Here is a 20,729-nt window from a genome sequence, read left to right as displayed (position 1 = left end):
GCAACCCACCCGAAATCAACAAACTGTTCAAGGAGCCTACGGTCTCGCCCATGACGACAACCGCTCCCGTGCACCCCGTCGACGAAGTCCCACCCGTACGCCAATTGGCCGCCTTCGGCCTCCAGCACGTCCTCGCGATGTACGCCGGAGCCGTGGCCGTCCCCCTGATCGTCGGCAGCGCGATGAAACTGTCGGCCGCCGACCTCGCGTACCTCATCACCGCCGACCTCCTGGTGTGCGGCATAGCGACGCTCATCCAGTGCATCGGGTTCTGGCGCTTCGGCGTGCGCCTGCCGATCATGCAGGGCTGTACGTTCGCCGCCGTGTCGCCCATGGTGCTGATCGGCACCACCGGTGGCGGACTGCCCGCGATCTACGGCTCGGTGATCGTCGCGGGGCTCGCGATCATGCTGCTGGCGCCGGTGTTCGGGAAGCTGCTGCGCTTCTTCCCGCCGCTGGTCACGGGCACCGTGATCCTGATCATCGGGCTGTCGCTGCTCCCGGTCGCGGGCAACTGGGCCGCGGGCGGCGTCGGTGCGGCCGACTTCGGGGAGCCGAAGAACCTCGGGCTCGCCGCGTTCGTACTGCTCGTCGTGCTGGGTGTGCAGCGGTTCGCGCCGGCCTTCCTGAGCCGGATCGCCGTCCTGATCGGCATCGTGGTCGGGCTCGCGATCGCGGTTCCGTTCGGGTTCACGGACTTCGGCGGGGTCGGCGACGCGGACTGGCTCGGCATCAGCACGCCGTTCCACTTCGGTGCGCCCACCTTCGAGTTCTCGGCGATCGTCTCGATGCTGGTCGTGGCGCTCGTGACGATGACCGAGACGACCGGGGACCTGATCGCGGTCGGTGAGATGACGGACCGCAAGGTCGAGCCGCGCTCCCTCGCGGACGGTCTGCGCGCCGACGGCCTGTCCACCGTCCTCGGCGGCGTCTTCAACACCTTCCCGTACACGGCGTACGCGCAGAACGTCGGTCTCGTCGGCATGACCCGGGTCCGCAGCCGCTGGGTCGTCGCCGCGGCGGGCGGCATCCTCGTCCTGCTCGGCCTGCTGCCCAAGCTGGGCGCGGTCGTGGCCGCCATACCGGCGCCGGTGCTCGGCGGTGCGGGTCTGGTGATGTTCGGGACGGTCGCGGCGAGCGGGCTGAGGACGCTCACGCAGGTCGACTTCAAGGGCAACAACAACCTGACGGTGGTGGCCGTCTCGGTGGCCATCGGCATGCTGCCGGTCGGGGTGCCGACGGTCTACGAGAAGTTCCCGGACTGGTTCCAGACGGTGATGAACAGCGGCATCAGCGCGGGCTGCCTGACGGCGATCGTGCTCAACCTGCTGTTCAACCACCTTCCCTCGAAGGCCGGTTCAGTCGCTCCCGAGGCGGCCGGCCTGGCGGGAGGCGGCACCGAGGAGACTGTCGAGAAGTCCCGGGAAGAGGTCGTCTAGGTCGTCCTTGCGCAGACCGTTCATCTTGGCCGTGCCCCGGTAGATCTGCCGGATCACCCCGGCCTCGCGCAGCACCCGGAAGTGGTGTGTGGTCGTGGACTTGGTGACCGGCAGCTCGAACTGCGAACAGGAGAGCTCGTCGCCCACGGCGGCGAGCTCTCGCACGATCTGGAGCCGCATCGGGTCGGAGAGCGCGTGCAGGATCGGCTCCAGCCGGATCTCCTCGCGCGCCGGGTGCGGAAGGTCGCGGGTGCTGACGGCGGGAGAGGTCACGGCGGCTCCAGACTCTTCGGGAACCCCATTGTACGAGACCTCTCGTAGTTTGACACTCTCCGTACTACGATGCCTATCGTACGAGCAGACCACTCGGTCCCGTGACGATTGGAGCCCGCCGTGAGTGCCCTCTTCGAGCCCTACACCCTGCGCGATCTGACGATCCCCAACCGGGTGTGGATGCCGCCGATGTGCCAGTACTCCGCGTCGCCCGAGGGCCCGGAGACCGGGGCGCCGAACGACTGGCACTTCGCGCACTACGCGGCCCGCGCGGCCGGCGGCACAGGGCTGATCATCGTCGAGGCGACGGGGGTGAGCCCCGAGGGCCGGATCTCGCCGTACGACCTCGGGATCTGGAACGACACCCAGGTCGAGGCGTTCCGCCGGATCACCCGTTTCCTGGTGTCCCAGGGCACGGTGCCGGGCATCCAGATCGCACACGCCGGCCGCAAGGCGGCCACGGACCGGCCGTGGAAGGGCGGCGCGCCGCTCGGCACGGACGGGGACGGATGGCAGCCGCTGGGGCCGAGCCCGCTCGCCTTCGACGAACGGCACGCGGTGCCGACCGAGCTGACGGTCGCTCAGATCCAGGAGGTCGTCGGCCAGTTCGCGGACGCGGCCCGTCGCGCCCTCGCCGCGGGTTTCGAAGTCGCCGAGATCCATGGCGCCCACGGCTATCTGATCAGCAACTTCCTCTCCCCGCATTCGAACCACCGCACGGACACCTACGGCGGCTCGTACGAGAACCGCACCCGCTTCGCCCTCGAGGTCGTGGACGCCGTACGGAAGGCGTGGCCGGACGACAAGCCGCTGTTCTTCCGTGTCTCGGCGACCGACTGGCTGGAGGAGGGCGGCTGGACGGCGGACGACACGGTCCGCTTCGCCGCCGACCTCCAGGCCCACGGCATCGACCTCCTCGACGTCTCCACCGGCGGCAACGCCTCCGGTGTCCGCATCCCGACCGGCCCCGGCTACCAGGTCCCCTTCGCCGCCCGGGTGAAGGCGCAGACCTCGCTGCCGGTGGCCGCGGTCGGCATGATCACCGAGCCCGAGCAGGCCGAGAAGATCCTGGTCAACGACGAGGCGGACGCGGTGCTGCTGGGCCGTGAGCTGCTGCGCGACCCGTCGTGGGCGCGGCACGCGGCGCGGGAGCTGGGCGGGGACGTGCATGTGCCGGACCAGTACCACCGGTCGGTCTGAGCCTCACGCGGGGCGGCGGGGCACCACCTTGATGTTGAACGTGTGGGACCCCAGCCCTCCCGCGATGCCCATGAAGAGCAGGGCGAAGTGCTCCTGACCCCGCGCCGTGGCGATGCCGCCGATGTCCAGCTGGGACGACGGGGGCCAGCCGAGGTCGGTGAGCAGCAGGCCGGCGGTCCGCTTGGCCGCGGCGTCGTCGCCGGAGAGGAAGACGGTGCTCGGGCCGTCGAGCCCGTCCGGGGCGGTCATCGCCGTGGAGTCCATGGTGCAGAGGGTCTTGACGACGGGGGTCAGAGGGAAGGCCTCCTGGATCTGTTCGGCCAGGCTGCCGTTGGGGTGCGAGAGCTCGGTGTAGTCGTCGGAGAGACCGACCCCGACGTCGATCAACAGGGTGCCGGCCAGCGCCGGGGCCCCGATGGACCGCAGCAGTTCCAGGGAGACGGTCCCCGGGGTGGCGTTGACCAGTGCCTCCGCGTGCGCCGCCGTCGCACCGAGATCCGTCACGGGAAGGCCGAGGCCGGAACGCTCCTCGGGCCTTCGGGAACCGAGGAGCACATCGTGTCCCGCGGCGCTCCAGCCGTGGGCCAGCGCGCGGGCGACATTGCCGGTGCCGAGCAGTCCTATACGCATGCCGTGACGCTAGCCAGCGGCCGGCTCTCGGCGGATCGGTCCACGGCCCCGGTCGGACCGGCACCTGTGACCTAGTCCCGTGGTCCTCCCTCCGGAGTACGGCGCCCCCGGCACGTACTCCCGGAAGGTCGGGGTCGATGTCTCCATACGCACGATGCGCCGGGGGCCCCCGACGACAAGGCTGGCCACATCGAACGTGAGGAGGGTGCCATGAACCGCCAGATCCGCATCCGCGTCAGCCGCCGCCCCGCAGCACCCCGGGACGAGAAGATCGACCGCCGGACACCTTCGGGGCGCGTGCTGCCGTACTGAACCGCCGGAAGGCGGCCGGAGGAGCTCCGGCCGCCCCCCTGGGGACGTCAACCGGTCGTGCAGGCCGTTCCGTTGAGGGTGAACGCGCCCGGCGCCGCGCTGTTGCCGGTGTGCGTCGCCTGGTAGCCGATGCTGACGCTCGCGTTCGGGGCGAGCGTGGCGTTGTACGAGGCGTTCGTCGCCGTCACCGCGCCGGAGCTCGGCGCGTAGGTGGCGTTCCAGCCGTTGGTGATGGTCTGGCCGGTGGGCAGGGTGAAGCCGAGCTGCCAGCCGTTGAGCGTGGTCGTGCCGGTGTTGGTGATCGTCACCGAGGCGGTCAGCCCGGTGCTCCACGCGTTGGTGGTCACGGTCGCCTTGCAGGGGCCGGCCGGGGGCTGGGGTGCGGGGCCGTCGCTGTCGAGACCGAAGAACGTGAGGACTCGGGCCGCCATGCCCCAGGCGTACAGGTTGTGGCCCACGCCCTGGAGGCTGATGGCCTCCACCGGGGCCTGGTCACCGGTGCCGCCGTAGCGGGTGCGGGTCCAGCCGGACTGGGGTGTGTCCGTGGCCGCCGGGGTCTGGCTGACGCCGCGGACGTTCGTCCACTGCTTGATCTCCTCGCCGAAGTTGGGGTAGCGCAGTACGTCGTCCTCGGTGCCGTGCCACACCTGCATGCGCGGCCGGGGTCCCGTGTAACCGGGGTAGGCGGCGCGGGCGATGTCGCCCCACTCCTGTGCGGTGTGGGCCACGGTGCCCTGCGCGCAGGCGCTGTTCCACTCGGAGCCGTCGGTGGTGGCGAAGCAGCCGAACGGCACGCCCGAGAAGGCGGCACCCGCGGCGAACACGTCGGGGTAGTCGCCGAGCAGGACGTTGGTCATCATCGCGCCGGAGGAGATGCCGGTGGCGAAGATGCGGCTGGTGTCGGCGTCGTACGCCTCGACCGTCCAGTCGACCATGGACTTGATGCCGACCGGGTCGCTGCCTCCGCCGCGCCGCAGCGCCTGGGGCGAGGCGACGTCGAAGCACTTGCTGGAGCGGGTGACCGACGGGTAGACGACGATGAATCCGTACTGGTCGGCGAGCGAGGCGTACTCGGTGCCCGAGTACATCGCCGGGCCGGAACCGGTGCAGTAGTGGACCGCGACGACGATCGCCGGGTTCTCGGTGACGCTCTCGGGGACGTACAGGTACATCTGCAGGTTGCTGGGGTTCGTACCGAAGTTCGTGATCTCGGTGAGCGTTGCGGTCGGGGCGACCTCCTCGCGGGCGGAGGCCTGCGGGGCGGCGAGGAAGCCGGCGGCGAGTAACGCCACCAGCAGTGCGTGGAGCGCGACGAGGACCGCGCGCAGCGGTCTCCTCGCGAGGGTGCCGGCAGTGGCGGACACGGTGGGTCCCTTCGTGATGGCGGCTCGTGGGGGCATCGCTGAGGGGAGTAACAGGCATGGTGACATGCACATGGCTGTCATGGAAGCGCTCCCACGCACCCTGTTGCCGACTCGATCCGTTGTGCGCAAAGCGTTGACTAGAAAGCGCTTGCCCTCTACGTTCCGTTCAGCAGCGTGTCCAGCAGGCTGAACAAGAAGCCCTGGAGGTCACAATGTCCGCACATCCTTGTTCAGATCAGCGAACGGCGTTCAAGTAGATGTTCGAGTAGGGCCCTCCCGAAGGGACGCACCCCCATGCGTACTCTCCCCCCACGTACACATGCGCGAAGAATTGCGGTGATGCCGGCCGCGGTCGACGTCGGCTCCGACACCACGGTCCTGGGCGTCGGTTCGTCGTCCGGGTTCACCGGGGGCGGGCTACGGCTGAAGAAGGCCACCGACGTCGTCGTCCGCAACCTGAACATCAGCACGCCCCTCGCGCCGGCCGACGGCATCGAGGTGCAGGCGTCGACGAAGGTGCGGATCGACCACAACTCCTTCTCCGCCGACCGGAGTCACGACAAGGACTCCTACGACGGCCTGCTGGACATCGACCACGCTTCCGGCAACGTCACGGTGTCGTGGAACACCTTCAAGGAGCAACGCGAGCAAGGACACCGGGCACTTGAGGGTGACGCATCACCACAACCGGTTCAGCAACGTCCACTCGCGCATCCCCAGCCTGCGCTTCGGGACAAGGCACTTCTCCAACAACCACGTGGACGGCGCGGAGACCGCCTGCCACTCGCGCATGGGCGCCCAGATGCTCGTGGAGAACAACGTCTTCCGCAACACGGGAGTCGCTGTCACCACGAACCGCAGCAGTGACGTGGACGGCTACGCGAATCTGCGCGGCAACGATCTCGGCGGGGCCGCGACCGAGATCTCCCGGACGGGCAGCTTCACCGGCCCGCCGTACGGCTACACCCCGGAGTCCGCCTCGACCGCCGTCGCCTCGGTGACGTCCGGCGCGGGCGCCGGAAAGCTCTGACACCCCCTCGACCGCTCGACGGACAGAAGGAATCGGGACATGACTTCTGCACCACGTACGCGCGCGCTGACCGGCGCGACGGCCGCTCTCGGTTTATCGCTTGGCATGATCATGACTACCGGAGCCGCTCCGGCCAACGCGGCCACCTGGCCCACGCCCTCCAGCAGCGTGCCGGTGTCCGCGACCATCCCGGTCTCCGGCACCGTGGACGGCGGGATGAAGCGCTACTACGGCAGCGGCGACCTGGCAGGTGACGGACAGGAGGAGGGCCAGGACCCGATCTTCGAACTCGCGGCCGGAGCCACCCTCAAGAACGTCATCATCGGCGCGCCCGGCGCCGACGGCATCCACTGCGAGGGCAACTGCACCCTCCAGAACGTGTGGTGGGAGGACGTCGGCGAGGACGCCGCCACCTTCCGCGGCGGCTCCACGTACACCGTGACGGGCGGCGGCGCCAAGAAGGCCGCGGACAAGGTCTTCCAGCACAACGGACCCGGCACCGTGAACATCTCCAACTTCGCCGTCAGCGAGTTCAAGACGCTGTACCGGTCCTGTGGCGACTGTTCCACGCAGTACACGCGCAAGGTCAACCTCAGCAATATCGAGGTGACCGGCACCGGGTCCACCGCGCGCCTGGTCGGCATCAACGTCAACCGCAACGACGTGGCGACGCTGAGGGGCATCACGATCCTCAACGACTCCAGCCGCAAGGTCGTGCCCTGCCAGAAGTACAACAACACCACCGCGGTGGGCACAGGCCCCGACAGCACCAACTGCCTGTACTCCACCTCGGACATCACCTACAGGTAGTCCCCCCACGGTGAAGGCGGCCGTACGAAGCGTCCCCGCACGGCGCTTCGCACGGCCGCCGCATCATGTGCCCAGCTCCCGGCGGTAGTTCGCATACGCGGCACGCAGGGCCTCCCCCGGCCAGCCGTCGGGCAGGAGTTCGCCGGGCAGGACGGGATCGGCGAGCAGGTGTCGTACGACCGCCGCGAAGGCGGTGAAGAGCTCCGCGGGGCCATCCGCGCGGGCGGCGTGGGCGAGCAGGGCCCGGCCGGTGGCCGCCCAGGCGTCGAGCGACCAGAGGGCGGCGGCCAGTTCGCCCGCGGGGCGGTCCGGGCGGGCGGTACACCGCTCGGCCACCGGCGCGAGGTCATCCGGCAGCGGGCGGCGCAGGTTGGCGGGACGCAGCCAGACACCCTCGCGGAGTTCGGCGAGCCGCAGGGCGGTCAGCCGGGTGCGCAGGTCTGCCCGTTCTGCGGGACCGCGTCCCGTCGCGGTGACCACGAGCATCTCCCAGTCGCCGCTCCACGCGCGCGTGCGTGGAAGCACGGCGTCGTCCTGGCGCCGCTGACGCTCCAGCAGCCGGTCGCTGAGCCGGTACACGGTGTCCGTGCGCCGCAGGTCACCGGCCGCGACCATCCGGCTGAGCGCGGCCCGCGCGGTGGAGCCGCCGACACCGAAGGGCTCCACGCGGCGCACGAGCTCCTTCACCGGCAGTTCGGGCGGATGCACCCCCAGCAGCAGGCTCAGCACGACCGAGCGCGCGGAGAGCGGGCGCAGTTCCGGCTCGTCGGGCCGCACCGTGATGTTCGTCCGCATGGTCACGTACTGTATGTCGTGTTGCACAATTGCTACGACCGCAGCGATAGTGCAACACTCGATCCATGGACTCCACGAGCGCGACGCACGACGTCACCAATCAGCCCCCTCCTCTGGCCCCGTACGACGCGTCCGAGGACACGGCCCTCCTGGAAGGACTGCGCCGCGAGGGTGCCGGCTGGGCCGAGGAGGACGTACGGCGGCTCGGGCGGCTGGCCGGGAGCGCGCAGGCCCAGGAGTGGGCCGAGCTCGCCAACCGCCACGAGCCCGTGCTGCGCACGCACGACCGGTACGGGCATCGCGTCGACGAGGTCGAGTTCCATCCGAGCTGGCACCACCTCATGCGGGTCGCCGTCACCGAGGGGCAGGCCGGGGCGCCCTGGGCGGACGGCCGGCCGGGCGCCCATGTCGCCCGTACCGCGGGCGGGCTGGCCTGGGGACACACCGACGCCGGGCACGGCTGTCCGACCTCGATGACGTACGCCGCCGTCCCGGCCCTGCGCCACCAGCCGGAGCTCGCGAAGGTCTACGAACCGCTGCTGACCGCCCGGGAGTACGACCCGGTCCTGCGGGTGCCGACCGAGAAGCGCGGTCTGCTGGCGGGCATGGGGATGACCGAGAAGCAGGGCGGCTCCGACGTCCGCACGAACAGCACGACGGCCACCCCCACCGCCGAGCCCGGCGTGTACACGCTGCGCGGGCACAAGTGGTTCACGTCGGCGCCGATGTGCGATGTCTTCCTGGTGCTGGCACAGGCGCCGGAGGGGCTGTCGTGCTTCCTCGTGCCGCGCATCCTGCCCGACGGCAGCCGGAACACGTTCCGCGTCCAGCGGCTCAAGGACAAGCTGGGCAACCGGTCGAACGCCTCCTCCGAGCCCGAGTTCGAGGGGACCGTCGCCTGGCTGGTCGGGGCCGAGGGGCGGGGCGTCAAGACGATCATCGACATGGTCAACTGCACCCGCCTGGACTGCGTGATGATGTCGGCGACGCTGATGCGCAAGACGCTCGTCGAGGCGGGCCACCACGCACGCCATCGCCGCGCGTTCGGTGCCCGGCTGGCCGACCAGCCGCTGATGCGCAACGTGCTCGCCGATCTGGCCCTGGAGTCCGAGGCCGCGACGACGCTCACGCTACGGCTGGCCGGGGCGGCCGACCGCGCGGTGCGCGGCGACGAGGGCGAGCAGGCCTTCCGGCGCATCGCGACGGCCGTGGGCAAGTACTGGGTCACCAAGCGGGGTCCGGCATTCACCGCGGAGGCCCTGGAGTGCCTGGGCGGCAACGGCTATGTGGAGGACTCGGGCATGCCCCGCCACTACCGCGAGGCTCCCCTGCTGTCGATCTGGGAGGGCTCGGGGAACGTCAACGCCCTCGACGTGCTGCGGGCGTTGGTGAAGGAACCCGGCACGGTGGACGCCCTGTTCACCGAACTCGCCCTGGCGCAGGGGGCGGACGCCCACCTGGACGCGGCCGTGACCCGGTTGCGGGGGCTGCTGGCCTCGGCGTCCGAGACCGGCGCCCGACGGCTCGTGGAACAGATGGCGCTGACCCTTCAGGCCTCCCTGCTGGTCCGCCACGCCCCGGCCCCGGTCGCCGACGCCTTCTGTGCCACCCGGCTGGGCGGTGACTGGGGGCACGCGTTCGGCACGCTTCCCGACACGGCCGACCTGGGCGCGATCCTGGGCCGTGCGCTGCCCGGCGAAGACTGACCGAGGGAGCAACGACCGGCCACCGTAGGGCCGTTGGCAGACAGTCACCCCACGATTCCGCTTCGTTGTCAGTGCCGTGGTGCAGACTCCGATCAGTTGGCGTTTCGCATGGGGGAGGACAGCGTGTTCACGGGGATCGACGAGGTCGACTGGGCTTCGATGCGGCATGCGTACGGCAGCGCGGAGGACGTGCCCGGCCTGCTGAGGGGGCTGGCCTCCGCGGACGCCACCGAACGGGAGATCGCGCTCGACGGGATGTACGGGGCCGTGCACCACCAGGGAGACGTGTACGACTCGACACTCGCCTGCGTGCCGTTCCTCTTCGCGCTCGCCGCGCGGGAGGAGGTGCCGGAGCGGGGCGAGATCGTGGCGCTCCTGGTCAGCATCGGCGGGGACGGCGAGGTGTCCGAGGGCGGCGCGTACGCCATGGCCAGGACGGCCGTGCGGTCGGGTGCCGAGGTCTTCGAGCGGCTGGCCGGGGACGCCGACGCCGCGGTGCGCGGGGCGGCCGCGAGAGCCGTCGTGCGGTTCCTCGACGAACCGGCCCATGTGCTGGGCCTGCTGCGGGAGCGGATCAGGGTGGAGCGGGACGACCGGGTGCTGCTCGCGCTGGCCGAGGGACTCGGGTTCCTCGCCCGCCACCACCCCGGGCACGCGACGGAGGCCGTCGACCTCCTGGAGGCCCAGAGCGCACCGCCGTTCGGCCCCGGGCTGCGGCTGGCCGCGCTCGGACAGCTCGCGGGCTGTGCTCCTGACCGGCTCCCGGCCGACCTGGTTTCCACGGTCGTCCGACTGCTCCGGGAGCGATCCGGGCAGCGGCCCGTCGCGCCGTGCGAACCCGACCGTCCGGACACGGACACGCTGGTCGGCCGGTTGCGGCTGCTACGCCCCTCGGACGAGGAGGGATCTCAGCTGCTGCGTACCCTGCACACCGCGCTGGGCGACCGGGTGGACGACCGGATCGCCCTGCTCGACGGACAGTTGACCAGCCCGGACCCGACCGACCGGTGCAACGCCGTGTGGATGTCGATGGGGCTGATCGGCGAGTGGCGCGGCGACCACAGCGGGCCCGTCGCACTGATCGGGGCTCAGCTGAGGGCCGAGGAGGGCCGGTTGCTCGAGGCCGCGACGTCCGTCCTGGAGGGCCTGTTCGACCTGGCCGTGCCCGCCGCCGACGACCTTGCCGCGCTGGTGACGCGGCGCCCCGATCTGTGGGTGCAGCCCGTGGAGCGGGGCGTGTCCTGGCTGGGCGGGCCGCTCAAGGCGCTGGCCAGGTGCGGGGATCCACGAGCGGTGCCGGTCCTGGGCGAGGTGCTCGCGGGGCCCGACGTGCCCGACGAGCTGGGCCGGGTCGTCCGGCACCTCGGACAGGCCGCGGTCCCGCTCGCGCCCGCGCTGCGGGAAAGGCTCGCGAGCGTCCCCCTCGACACGTCGGACGTCTACGACCGTGCCGCGCCGCTGATGGCGGCGCTGGGGGAACTCGGCGACCGGGAAAGCGTGCCGCTGGTGCTGCGGCTGCTGCTCGGGGTGCCGGAGGACTACCGGTCGAGGGACGCCTTGGCGGAGGCGGGGCTCCGGACGCTCGGGGCACTGGGGGCTGCGGCACGCGAGGCGACACCGGTGGTCCGGAGGTTGCTGGAGGGCGGGAGCGCGGTCGCCGCGGCGGATTCACTGTGGGCGATCGAGGGCGATACCGATCTTGTCCTGCCTGTTCTCATACGGGCGTTGGAGGGCGAAGGCGCCGGTCGGCTCGGGGCCACGGCCGACGTACTGGCCCGGATGGGGCCGGTCGCCGAGCCCGCGGTCGAGGGGCTGCGGCGGCGGATCGGAGCCTCGCACCCGTGGGAGCGCACGTCGGTGGCGTGCGCGCTGTGGCGGATCGCGGGCGATTCGGAGCTCGCCCTTCCGGTGCTGCGCGACGCGTGGGCGGGGAACGTGCACACCCGCGTCCCCATCGCCGAGTGCATCGCGGCCATGGGCCCGGAAGGAGTCGCCCTGCATGACCTGCTCCGGACCGAACTGGCCGCCCCGCGACGGCACACGGCGCCCGAGGGATACGGAATGCACGACGTCTTCACCGACGAGCGCTTGCTGGACGTGTGCCGGGAGACGTTGAGGGACGCGTAGGCGCGGCCTCCTCACCACGAGCCGCCCTCTGCCCGTCGCCCGCTCCACATCGGCCCGAACCGTTCCCACTCGGTGTCCCACTGGTCGATGCGGCGGCCTTCCAGGCGGCCGCGCAGCACGCGGCCGGCGGCGAAGGGCACGAAGGCGGCACTCGCGCCGACCAGGCCGCCGATCAGCCAGGCGCGCAGGGCGGCCTGGGAGGCGGTGGCCGGACGGGTGACCAGCCGGCCCTCCCGGTCCGTCCATACGCCGACCGTGGTGCCCGAGGGACTGCCGGGGCGGACGCGGACCTGGCCGGTGCGGGACGAGCCGTCCGTCGCCGCCCAGCGCACCTTCGCCCACACCTGGTCGCTGCTCGCCGTCCCGGTCTGCCCGGCGAACGTCCCGGGCGCCTCCTCCACGAGCTGCGCCTCGACCTGCCGCCACTCGACGCGCTCGCGGGCCAGGCTGTGCTCGACGGAGCGGGTGGCGCCCATACCGGCGAGCACCCCGGTGAGGGCGGTGAGCAGCCAGGCCCCGAGCACGATCCAGGCCTCCACCTTGTCGGCGCGGCGCTTGAGCGGATTGCGCCGCCAGCGCCATGACCACACCTTCGAACCACGGAACGCCATCGAAGGCTTCCTCCTCATGAACGCGCGAACCTGCCGGACCGCCTTTCCATACGGGGGACGGCTCCTCGGTGCTCAGGGCGCGGCCGCCGGCACGGCCGTCGCACGGGTCACACCCCCGAGGCCGCGACGTGCGCAAAGCGGCCCGCAGCTCCCCTCAAGCGGTTGCCGTCCCCGCTCTGACTCGCCCCTGACCTGCGGCGGAGCGGTTTCCAGGGGTGACTGTCAGTGCCTGGGTGCAGACTGGCCGATATCCGGGACAACGACGTCATGGAGGTGGTCGGCATGACCGAGGTACTGCTCGCCGTGGGCACCCGCAAGGGCCTGTTCATCGGGCGCAGGCGGGGTGGGACCTGGGAGTTCGACGAGAGTCCCTACTTCAACGCACAGGCCGTGTACTCGGTCGCGATCGACACCCGCGGCGAGCGACCACGGCTGCTGGCCGGTGGCGACAGCGCGCACTGGGGGCCGTCCGTGTTCCACTCCGATCTGGGGCGCAGCTGGACCGAGCCGGCCCAGCCGGCCGTCAAGTTCCCCAAGGACACCGGGGCTTCGCTGGAGCGGGTCTGGCAGCTGCATCCGGCGGCCGCGGAGCCGGACGTGGTGTACGCGGGCACGGAACCGGCCGCGCTGTACCGCTCCGAGGACCGCGGCGAGACCTTCGAGCTGGTACGCCCGCTGTGGGAGCACCCCACGCGGTCCAAGTGGGTGCCGGGCGGCGGCGGTGAGGGGCTGCACACGGTCCTGACCGACAAGCGGGACCCGCAGGCGGTGACGGTCGCCGTCTCGACGGCCGGGGTGTTCAGGACGACCGACGGCGGCGCGAGCTGGGCACCCTCCAACTCCGGTGTCTCCGCGGTGTTCCTGCCCGATCCGAACCCCGAGTTCGGCCAGTGCGTGCACAAGGTCACCCAGGACGCGGCGACTCCGGACCGGCTGTATCTGCAGAACCACTGGGGCGTGTACCGCAGCGACGACGCGGGCGCGCACTGGACGGACATCGGCGAGGGCCTTCCGTCCACGTTCGGTTTCGCGGCGGCGGCGCATCCGCACCGCGGCGACACGGCGTATGTGTTCCCGATCAACGCCGACGCGGACCGGGTCCCGGCCGACCACCGCTGCCGGGTCTTCCGTACGGCGGACGCGGGCAAGAGCTGGGAGCCGCTCTCGGCGGGGCTGCCTCAGGAGGACCACTACGGCACGGTGCTGCGGGACGCGCTGTGCACCGACGACGCGGACCCGGCGGGCGTGTACTTCGGCAACCGCAACGGCGAGGTGTTCGCATCGGCCGACGACGGCGACAGCTGGCAGCAGCTCGCGTCGCATCTGCCGGACGTGCTGTGTGTGCGGGCCGCGGTGGTCGGATGAGTCACGAGGGGGGACGGTCGGGCTTTGGCCACCGGTTGATCACCCCTGTCTGTACGGCAGTAGGGTGACGCCGTGGCTCCACGACCCTTGCATGAAATCGTCGAACCGGGCTGGGCGAAGGCCCTCGAACCCGTCGCCGGACGCGTCGCCGAGATGGGTGACTTCCTGCGGACGGAGATCGCCGCGGGACGCACCTATCTCCCGGCCGGCCCGAACGTCCTACGGGCCTTCCAGCAGCCCTTCGACGACGTCCGCGTGCTGATCGTCGGACAGGATCCGTATCCGACGCCTGGACACGCGGTGGGGCTGAGCTTCTCGGTCGCGCCGGAGGTGCGGCCGCTGCCCGGCAGCCTGATCAACATCTACCGGGAGCTGAACACGGACCTGGGCCTGCCCCAGCCGTCCAACGGCGATCTGACGCCGTGGACCCAGCAGGGCGTGCTGCTTCTCAACAGGGCGCTCACCACGGCCCCGCGCAAGCCGGCCGCGCACCGCGGCAAGGGCTGGGAGGAGGTCACCGAGCAGGCGATACGGGCGCTGGCCGCTCGCGGCAAGCCGCTGGTGTCCATTCTGTGGGGCCGCGACGCCCGCAACCTCCGCCCGCTGCTGGGCAACCTTCCGTCCGTGGAGTCCGCCCACCCCTCCCCCATGTCGGCCGACCGCGGCTTCTTCGGCTCCCGCCCGTTCAGCCGGGCCAACGACCTGCTGGTCGGGCAGGGCGGAGAGCCGGTGGACTGGCGCCTGCCGTGATCGGGGCGGGGGCGTCCTCCGCGGCTCTCCCCGTCGACGACTCCGGATTTCTCGCCGTCGACTCGGGTGGCTCCGGTCTGCGGGCCGTCGTGGGGACGGTGCAGCGCGGGGCGTTGGCGCAGCGGGAGTCACGGGAACCGGTGCGCACCGGGGCGCGGGGCATCGACCCCGCCCATCTGATGGAACAACTGGTGCCGATGGTGCGGACGTTGACCGCGCAGACGGATGTGGCCCGGCTGCGCACCGCCGTCGTCGGCGCCGCCGGTCTCAGCACGCTCGGCGAGGCCCTGCGTGCCGAGCTCCCGGACGCCCTGGGGCGGGAGTTCGGAGTCGGTCAGGTCGCGCTCGTCGCCGACGCCGTCACCGCCTACGCGGGCGCCCTCGGGTCGGTGCCCGGTGCCGTGGTCGCCGCCGGCACCGGTCTGATCGCCGTCGGGACGGATCTGACGCGGTGGCGCCGTGCGGACGGCTGGGGCCATCTCCTCGGCGACTGCGGCAGTGGTGCCTGGATCGGACGGGCCGGCCTGGAGGCCGCGCTGCGTGCCTACGACGGGCGGCCGGGGGGATCGACCGGACTGCTGACCGCCGCCGAGGAGTTGTTCGGGGCGATGCCCGGGCTGCCCGGCCGGCTCTATCCGCGCCCGGACCGTCCGGCCGTCCTCGCCTCCTTCGTTCCCCAGGTCGCCGCCTGCGCCCCGGACGACCCCGTCGCCGCGGACATCCTGCGTACCGCCGCCCGGCACATGGCCGAGTCCGCGGCCGCCGTCTGTCCCGCCGGGGGAACGCCCGATGTCGCCCTCACCGGTGGCCTGTTCAAGATCGGCGCCCCCCTTCTCGTACCCCTGGAGGAGGAATTGGCGAGACGGCTGCCCCACGCGCGCCGGGTGCCGTCGGCCGGAGATCCGCTGCACGGGTCCGTGCGGATCGCGGTCGATCTCGCGACCGGGGCGCTCACTCTGCCGGGTGACAGGGCGATGCTGTACGTGGTGACCGGATCGAGCGACTGATCCAGACACGGCCGCCGCTTCCGATCCGTACGTAACTCATCAGACAAAACCGGACGGATACCGCTCACCTGCACCCTCCCCGAACAGGGAAGCCCAGTAAGCCAGTAACATGCGGCGCCATGAGCTCCCCCACTGGGCCCGCCGGCCTGCCAGTACGAATGCCGCGCCCCCGCCAGCCCGGACGGCACCGCCGTCCCGAGCCTCTGGCGGCTCCCGAGGGCGCGCCCGCGCTTGTTCTCGCGGTGCCGGGAACGCCCAGCGCCGCCACGCGCAGCCTCGCCGAAGAGGTCGTGAGCATCGCCCGCTCCGAGCTCCCCGGCCTGGACGCGCGGATCGGGTACCTCGACGGGGACGACGCGGAGTTCCCCACACTCCAGTCGGTACTCACGCACACCGCCCAGGAGCGCGCCGCACGCTTCGAGCAGGCCAGGGCCGCCGGTGTGGAGGTCAAGGAGCCCGAGGGCCCCGTCGCCGTCGTCGTGCCGCTGCTGGCCGGTCCGGACAGCGCGCTGCTGCGGGTCGTCCGCCAGGCCGTCATGGACAGCCGTGTCGCGGCCGACCTGACCGATGTGCTCGGCCCGCACCCGCTGCTCGCCGAGGCGCTGCACGTGCGTCTGTCGGAGGCCGGTCTGGCCCGCGCCGACCGGGCCCGGCTGTTCACCGTGGCGACCGCCGCGGACGGCATCATCCTGGCCTCCGTGGGCGGTGACGAGGCGGTACAGGCGGCCGGGATCACCGGCATGCTGCTCGCCGCGCGCCTCGCCGTGCCGGTGATGGCCGCCGCGCTCGACCAGGAGGGCTCGATCGCCTCGGTGGCCGACCAGCTGCGCGGCTCCGGCTCGCAGAACCTGGCGCTGGCGCCGTACCTGATAGGGCCGGAGATCGACCCGGGTCTGATCGAGGAGGCGGCCAAGGAAGCGGGCTGTGCCGCCGCCGAGGCGCTCGGCCCCTACCCGGCGATCGGCAAGCTGGCCCTGGCCAAGTACACGACGGCGCTGGGCATCGCGCCGCAGCAGCCGCAGGGCGCGCCGACGCGCTGACGTCGCGCCTCACCACCGTAAGAAATGCCGAAGGGCCCCTCCCGGCGCGGGAGCGGGCCCTTCGGCGTTGTCGAGAGGTCCGGTGGGGCTCAGCCGAGGACCACGCAGGACGCCGCGGGCAGTTCGGTGGACCCGCTCCGGCTCGGCAGTCCCGTGGCCGGGTCGACCGCGAACCAGGTCACGTCGCCGGAGCGCTCGTTCGCGACGTAGAGGAAGCCGTCGGACTCGGCGAGCGCCCGGGGCCAGTGGCCTCCGCAGGGCACGGTCCCGATGAGCCGCAGTCGCTCTCCCTCGACGGCGAACGTGGACAGGACGTCCTCGCCGCGGGTGGCGGTCCATACGAAGCGGCCGTCGGGTGCGACGACGATGCCCGACGGGTAGGCGTCGCCCGCCGGGGCGCCCGGCAGCACCTGGGCCTCTGTGAGGGGCTCCAGGAGGCCCTCGGCGGCGTTCCAGCGGCAGACGGTGACGGTCGGGGCGAGTTCGTTGAGCACGTAGGCGTATGTGCCGTCCGGGTGGAAGGCCAGGTGGCGGGGTCCGGAGCCGGGGCGCAGGGCGACCTCGCGATGGAGGACGGGGTTGCCGCCGGTCAGCGTGCAGACCCTCGCCGAGTCCGTGCCGAGGTCGATGGTGACGGCCCACCGCCCGCTGGGGTCGGCCTGGACATGGTGGGCGTGCGGGCTCTGCTGGCGGCGGGCGTGCGGGCCCGAGCCGGTGTGCCGCAGCACGCCGGAGGCGGCGGAGGCGAGGGTGCCGTCGGGGCGGACGGGCACGGCCGTGACGCTGCCGGAGCCGTAGTTGGCGGTCAGCACGTGCCCGTCGTACAGGCCCAGGTGGGTGGGCCCGTCGCCGCCGACCCGCACCCGCGCGCCGGCCGGCTCGAGCTTGTCGCCGGTGACGCGGTACGCGGCCACCGCGCCGTCGGCGGTCTCGCTGACCGCGTAGAGCGTGCCCCCGTCGGGCGCCAGGGCCAGATACGAGGGGTCGGGTACGCGGTCCACGCTGCTCAGGGGCGTCAGGGCGCCGCTGTCCGGGTCCACTGCCGCCGTCACGATGCCGGGGCCCCCGGCCGCCGTGAACGACCCGATGAAGGCCCTCCGCTGCCGTTCTGCCACCGCTGTCCCCTCTCGGTCCTGTGCCGTTCGGGGCGACCGTAGCAGTGGATCAGCAACGGTCTAGACCAAATGGGGGGCGATCTCGTCGACTTTCCGCGACATTCACGGACCCGTGACGGAAGCGGTGACGCTCTCGCCGCGGGCGCGGGCCAGGGACTCGGGGTGGTGGACGTACGCCGGCCGGTGTTCCACCGTCTCGTAGGTGCGGTGGAAGACGGGTGTGGTGCAGCCCGAGAGCGGGGGCACGATCCAGGACCAGTCTGCTCCCACGCGGCGCCCCGTGCGTTCCTCGCGGTCGAGGTGGTCGATGAAGCGGCGGGACTCGGTGTGGTGGTCGGTGACGGTCACGCCCGCGCGGTCGAAGGAGTGCAGTACCGCGCGGTTGAGCTCGACGAGGGCGCGGTCCTTCCACAGGGTGCGGTCGGAACGGGTGTCGAGGCCGAGGTGTGCGGCGATGCGGGGCAGGAGGTCGTAGCGGTCGGTGTCGGCGAGGTTGCGGGCGCCGATCTCGGTGCCCATGTACCAGCCGTTGAAGGGCGCCGCCGGGTAGCAGATCCCGCCGATCTCCAGGCACATGTTGGCGAGTGCGGGCACCGCGTGCCAGCGCAGACCCAGCGCGCGCCACCAGGTGTACTCCGGGTGCGTCAGTTCCACCTGGAGCACGGCGTCGGCCGGCAGGTCGTGGCAGGCGGGACCCTCGTCGCCGCCGCCCTGGACCACCAGGGGCAGCACGTCGAAGGGGGTGCCCGGACCGCCGGGCCAGCCCAGGCGCAGGGCGAGCCCGGTGAGGCCCGTGTTGCGCGGGTCGCCGGTGACACGGCCGTCGGGGCGGGTGTAGCCGGCGTAGCGGACGAGCTGCTCGTTCCAGATGCGCGGTCCGGGGCGGCGCGGTCCGTCCGGTGCGAAGACCGAGATCAGCGCGCGGATACGGCCGTCCCGGGTCGCCTCCCGCAGATGGCCGGCGGACGCCTCCGCCACGTCGTGCGCGTCACGGACCTCCCGCAGGTCGCGCACGCGCAGGGAACGCCAGTACAGACGCCCTATGCACCGGTTCGCGTTGCGCCAGGCCACCCGGGCGCCGAAGACGAGTTCCTCCGTGGTGTGGCGGTACGTGCCCGTCCCCGCGATCTCGGTGTGGACGGCGGCGATCCGGTGGGCGGGGTCGCCGAGCCGTTCCTCGGAGTGGTGCAGGGTGAGGAACTCCGCTGCGGCGCGGAGGAGTTCGTACGACGGTGGATCGCGCCGCAGGACGGCGAACCGGTCCGGCACCGGCGTCCGGTGTCCGTTGCTGCGTGGGAAGTTCCGCATGGCACACCCCCAGGCGGCTCGTCCGCGGACCGCTCCCGCACGGCCCGCGGGGGTTCCGTGCCTCGATAGCCGCGGAGTTACCCGCCGCGTGGCCTGATCCACCCTGTAGACGGCGCGTAAAAGCGGTTCTTCCGGTTGCCCACGGGGAGGGGGTCAGGCCCCTACCAAGGGCGACCCGGACGGTGTCCGCAGCGGCGTCGCCAGTTCGGCCAGGGCCCGTTCCAGACCGTGGAGGTGGGCCAGCGCGGGCTCCGCGGCGGGCGGAACGTCCACCCGCGCCACCTCCTCGCGCCTTCCACCGGTGAGTGCCTCCACCGCGGCCTCCACCCGCCAGCAGGCGGCGGCCAGGCGGGCGTCGTGCGAGGCCTCCGGGTCGGCGGCGACGGCGACCAGACCGCGGACCTCACGGGCGCAGTCGTCGAGCAGGGCGAGCACCCGGCGGGCGCGCCGCTTGCGGCCGAGCATCGGGTTGAGCGAGTGCACCAGCGGTGCGACGGAGAGCCGTACACGGCCGAGCAGTTGCTCCAGTTCGGCCACGCGCGGGGCCGGGTCGGCGCCCGCCACGTCGCGCAGGCGGGCGGCGGCCTCGGCGGTGCAGGCGTGGACGCAGCGCAGGGCGCGCTGGATCCAGGCGTCGGTGGTGGTGTGGGTGCTGACCGGCAGCACGAACAGCACGGCGAGCATCGCGCCGAGCGCCCCGATGCCGGTCTCCACCAGGCGCAGGGCTAGCAGAGCGGGGCTGAGCAGGCCCAGGAGGCCGTAGAGCAGCTCGGCGAGGACGGTGACGCAGAGCATCATCCACGTGTACGAGACCGCGGCCGTGTAGAAGATCCCGAAGACACACACGGCGAGAAGCACGGCCGAGGGCACCGCCGACCCCGCCACCGGAACGGCGACGAGCAGGCCGAGGCCGATGCCGATCACCGTGCCGAGGACCCGCCGGAAGCCGCGTACGAGGGTCTCCCCGCGCGAGGTGGTGTTGACGAAGACCCACCAGGTCGCGCCGACGGCCCAGTACCAGCGCTCCGGGGACACCAGCTGGCCCACGACGAGCGCGAAGGCCGAGCCGGCGGTCGCCTGGACCGCCTGGCGGGTGGTCACGCGGGCGAGGCCGGTGCCGGCGGGCGGGGCGGGCACGGGGGCCGGAGGCAGTCGGCGCTCGTAGCACCACGCGCCGAAGCGCACCACGGCGGCGATCAGCACGGACAGCAGGACGGCCGTGTACAGCTCGGGCAGCCGGTCCGGGGTCGCTCGCAGGAACTGCGCCACGAAGAAGGTCATGAACGCGAACACGCCGAGGCTGTGCCCTCGCGGGCCCCAGCGGCGCGCGTACACGCCCGCGCCGATCACGGCGAGGAAGGTGAGGTCACGGGCGACGGGCTGGTCGTGCAGCCCGGCCGCGGCGGCCAGCACGGGGAGTCCGACGACGGGCAGCAGCGCGGTGGTCACCGCCTGCCCGCGGACCGTGGCGTCGGTGACGGTGAACAGGGCGAGCAGCGCGGCGAGCCCGCCGGTGACCGCGCCGACCAGGGAGTGTCCGGCGAGGCCGCAGACGACGACCGCGAGCCCGATGCCGAGCACGGCCCGCGCGGCGAAGCGCAGCCGTACGCGCCCCGGGTCCGGGGCCATGAACACCCTCTTCAGCACTGCTGTCCGCCCCCTACTGAAATCCCGGCCTGAATCCCGGCATGAAAAAGGCGCCGCGGGGTCCGCAGCGCCATCGACAGGCTCATTGCAGCATCGCCGCCACGACTGGCTCAAGTGGCGTCGAATATGCTGGGCCATTGGTACAGCAGCAACGGTCCTTTCCCATCCATCAGCGGGCCAACGGACCACGGACGAGGAGA

Annotated in this window: 17 protein-coding genes and 1 pseudogene; 10 read left to right on the top strand and 8 right to left on the bottom strand. The window is 72.1% G+C overall.

Annotated features, from left to right (window positions below; genetic code table 11):
- Window positions 1-50 precede the first annotated feature (50 nt).
- Complete coding sequence (locus tag ACWD3I_RS15265) at window positions 51-1,439, top strand: nucleobase:cation symporter-2 family protein (protein WP_365408251.1); 1,389 nt, start codon at window positions 51-53, stop codon at window positions 1,437-1,439.
- Here ACWD3I_RS15265 and ACWD3I_RS15260 read toward each other — a convergent pair.
- Window positions 1,359-1,712, bottom strand: a complete 354-nt coding sequence (locus tag ACWD3I_RS15260; protein WP_365408249.1) for an ArsR/SmtB family transcription factor — start codon at window positions 1,710-1,712, stop codon at window positions 1,359-1,361. The two genes, ACWD3I_RS15265 and ACWD3I_RS15260, sit on opposite strands and share 81 nt — an antisense overlap.
- A gap of 120 nt (window positions 1,713-1,832) precedes the next feature.
- Here ACWD3I_RS15260 and ACWD3I_RS15255 point away from each other — a divergent pair, with 120 nt between their 5' ends.
- Window positions 1,833-2,912 (top strand): NADH:flavin oxidoreductase/NADH oxidase, encoded by a 1,080-nt coding sequence (locus ACWD3I_RS15255; protein WP_365408246.1) that lies wholly within the window; start codon window positions 1,833-1,835, stop codon window positions 2,910-2,912.
- A gap of 3 nt (window positions 2,913-2,915) precedes the next feature.
- Here the strand turns inward: ACWD3I_RS15255 and ACWD3I_RS15250 are convergent, their stop codons facing one another.
- Window positions 2,916-3,542, bottom strand: coding sequence for an NADPH-dependent F420 reductase (locus ACWD3I_RS15250; RefSeq protein ID WP_365408243.1), 627 nt, complete (start codon window positions 3,540-3,542; stop codon window positions 2,916-2,918).
- 359 nt (window positions 3,543-3,901) lie between these two features.
- Entirely contained in the window at window positions 3,902-5,218 is a 1,317-nt protein-coding gene (locus ACWD3I_RS15245; RefSeq protein ID WP_365408240.1) for an extracellular catalytic domain type 1 short-chain-length polyhydroxyalkanoate depolymerase, read from the bottom strand.
- 351 nt (window positions 5,219-5,569) lie between these two features.
- Here ACWD3I_RS15245 and ACWD3I_RS15240 point away from each other — a divergent pair.
- Window positions 5,570-6,248 (top strand): annotated as a pseudogene (locus ACWD3I_RS15240) (pectate lyase family protein); the annotation flags it as partial.
- Window positions 6,249-6,287: 39 nt separating this feature from the next.
- Window positions 6,288-7,058 (top strand): pectate lyase, encoded by a 771-nt coding sequence (locus ACWD3I_RS15235; RefSeq protein WP_365408237.1) that lies wholly within the window; start codon window positions 6,288-6,290, stop codon window positions 7,056-7,058.
- Between the two features lie 63 nt (window positions 7,059-7,121).
- Here ACWD3I_RS15235 and ACWD3I_RS15230 read toward each other — a convergent pair whose 3' ends face one another.
- Window positions 7,122-7,853, bottom strand: a complete 732-nt coding sequence (locus ACWD3I_RS15230; protein WP_365408234.1) for a PaaX family transcriptional regulator C-terminal domain-containing protein — start codon at window positions 7,851-7,853, stop codon at window positions 7,122-7,124.
- A 65-nt stretch (window positions 7,854-7,918) separates the two neighbouring features.
- Here ACWD3I_RS15230 and ACWD3I_RS15225 point away from each other — a divergent pair, with 65 nt between their 5' ends.
- Entirely contained in the window at window positions 7,919-9,559 is a 1,641-nt protein-coding gene (locus tag ACWD3I_RS15225; RefSeq protein WP_365408232.1) for a DNA alkylation response protein, read from the top strand.
- A gap of 123 nt (window positions 9,560-9,682) precedes the next feature.
- Entirely contained in the window at window positions 9,683-11,686 is a 2,004-nt protein-coding gene (locus ACWD3I_RS15220; RefSeq protein WP_365408229.1) for a HEAT repeat domain-containing protein, read from the top strand.
- A gap of 11 nt (window positions 11,687-11,697) precedes the next feature.
- On the opposite strand, the gene ACWD3I_RS15215 is transcribed toward ACWD3I_RS15220, so the two are convergent.
- Window positions 11,698-12,297 carry an Rv1733c family protein gene (locus tag ACWD3I_RS15215; RefSeq protein WP_451084101.1) on the bottom strand — a complete coding sequence of 200 codons (600 nt, stop codon included), beginning with the start codon at window positions 12,295-12,297 and terminating at the stop codon, window positions 11,698-11,700.
- Window positions 12,298-12,579: 282 nt separating this feature from the next.
- On the opposite strand from ACWD3I_RS15215, the gene ACWD3I_RS15210 reads away from it, so the two are divergent.
- The 4 genes from ACWD3I_RS15210 (at window position 12,580) to ACWD3I_RS15195 (ending at window position 16,459) form a co-directional block, all read left to right on the top strand.
- Window positions 12,580-13,662, top strand: a complete 1,083-nt coding sequence (locus ACWD3I_RS15210) for a WD40/YVTN/BNR-like repeat-containing protein (RefSeq protein ID WP_365410855.1) — start codon at window positions 12,580-12,582, stop codon at window positions 13,660-13,662.
- Between the two features lie 72 nt (window positions 13,663-13,734).
- Window positions 13,735-14,412 (top strand): uracil-DNA glycosylase, encoded by a 678-nt coding sequence (locus ACWD3I_RS15205; RefSeq protein WP_365410858.1) that lies wholly within the window; start codon window positions 13,735-13,737, stop codon window positions 14,410-14,412.
- Entirely contained in the window at window positions 14,409-15,419 is a 1,011-nt protein-coding gene (locus ACWD3I_RS15200) for an N-acetylglucosamine kinase (protein WP_365410861.1), read from the top strand. The genes ACWD3I_RS15205 and ACWD3I_RS15200 overlap by 4 nt, the downstream gene beginning before the upstream one ends.
- 119 nt (window positions 15,420-15,538) lie before the next feature.
- Window positions 15,539-16,459: a sirohydrochlorin chelatase gene (locus ACWD3I_RS15195; RefSeq protein ID WP_365410863.1), complete on the top strand. Its 921-nt coding sequence runs from the start codon at window positions 15,539-15,541 to the stop codon at window positions 16,457-16,459.
- 89 nt (window positions 16,460-16,548) lie between these two features.
- On the opposite strand, the gene ACWD3I_RS15190 is transcribed toward ACWD3I_RS15195, so the two are convergent.
- The 3 genes from ACWD3I_RS15190 to ACWD3I_RS15180 form a co-directional block, all read right to left on the bottom strand.
- Window positions 16,549-17,574 (bottom strand): lactonase family protein, encoded by a 1,026-nt coding sequence (locus ACWD3I_RS15190; protein WP_365410866.1) that lies wholly within the window; start codon window positions 17,572-17,574, stop codon window positions 16,549-16,551.
- 102 nt (window positions 17,575-17,676) lie between these two features.
- Entirely contained in the window at window positions 17,677-18,882 is a 1,206-nt protein-coding gene (locus ACWD3I_RS15185) for a nitric oxide synthase oxygenase (protein ID WP_365410869.1), read from the bottom strand.
- 153 nt (window positions 18,883-19,035) lie between these two features.
- Window positions 19,036-20,529, bottom strand: coding sequence for an FUSC family protein (locus ACWD3I_RS15180; RefSeq protein ID WP_365410872.1), 1,494 nt, complete (start codon window positions 20,527-20,529; stop codon window positions 19,036-19,038).
- Window positions 20,530-20,729 lie beyond the last annotated feature (200 nt).

It is taken from the genome of Streptomyces sp. NPDC002817, from assembly GCF_053592055.1.
Note: the sequence above shows the minus strand (reverse complement) of the source record. Positions and strands in the feature narration are given on the sequence as shown.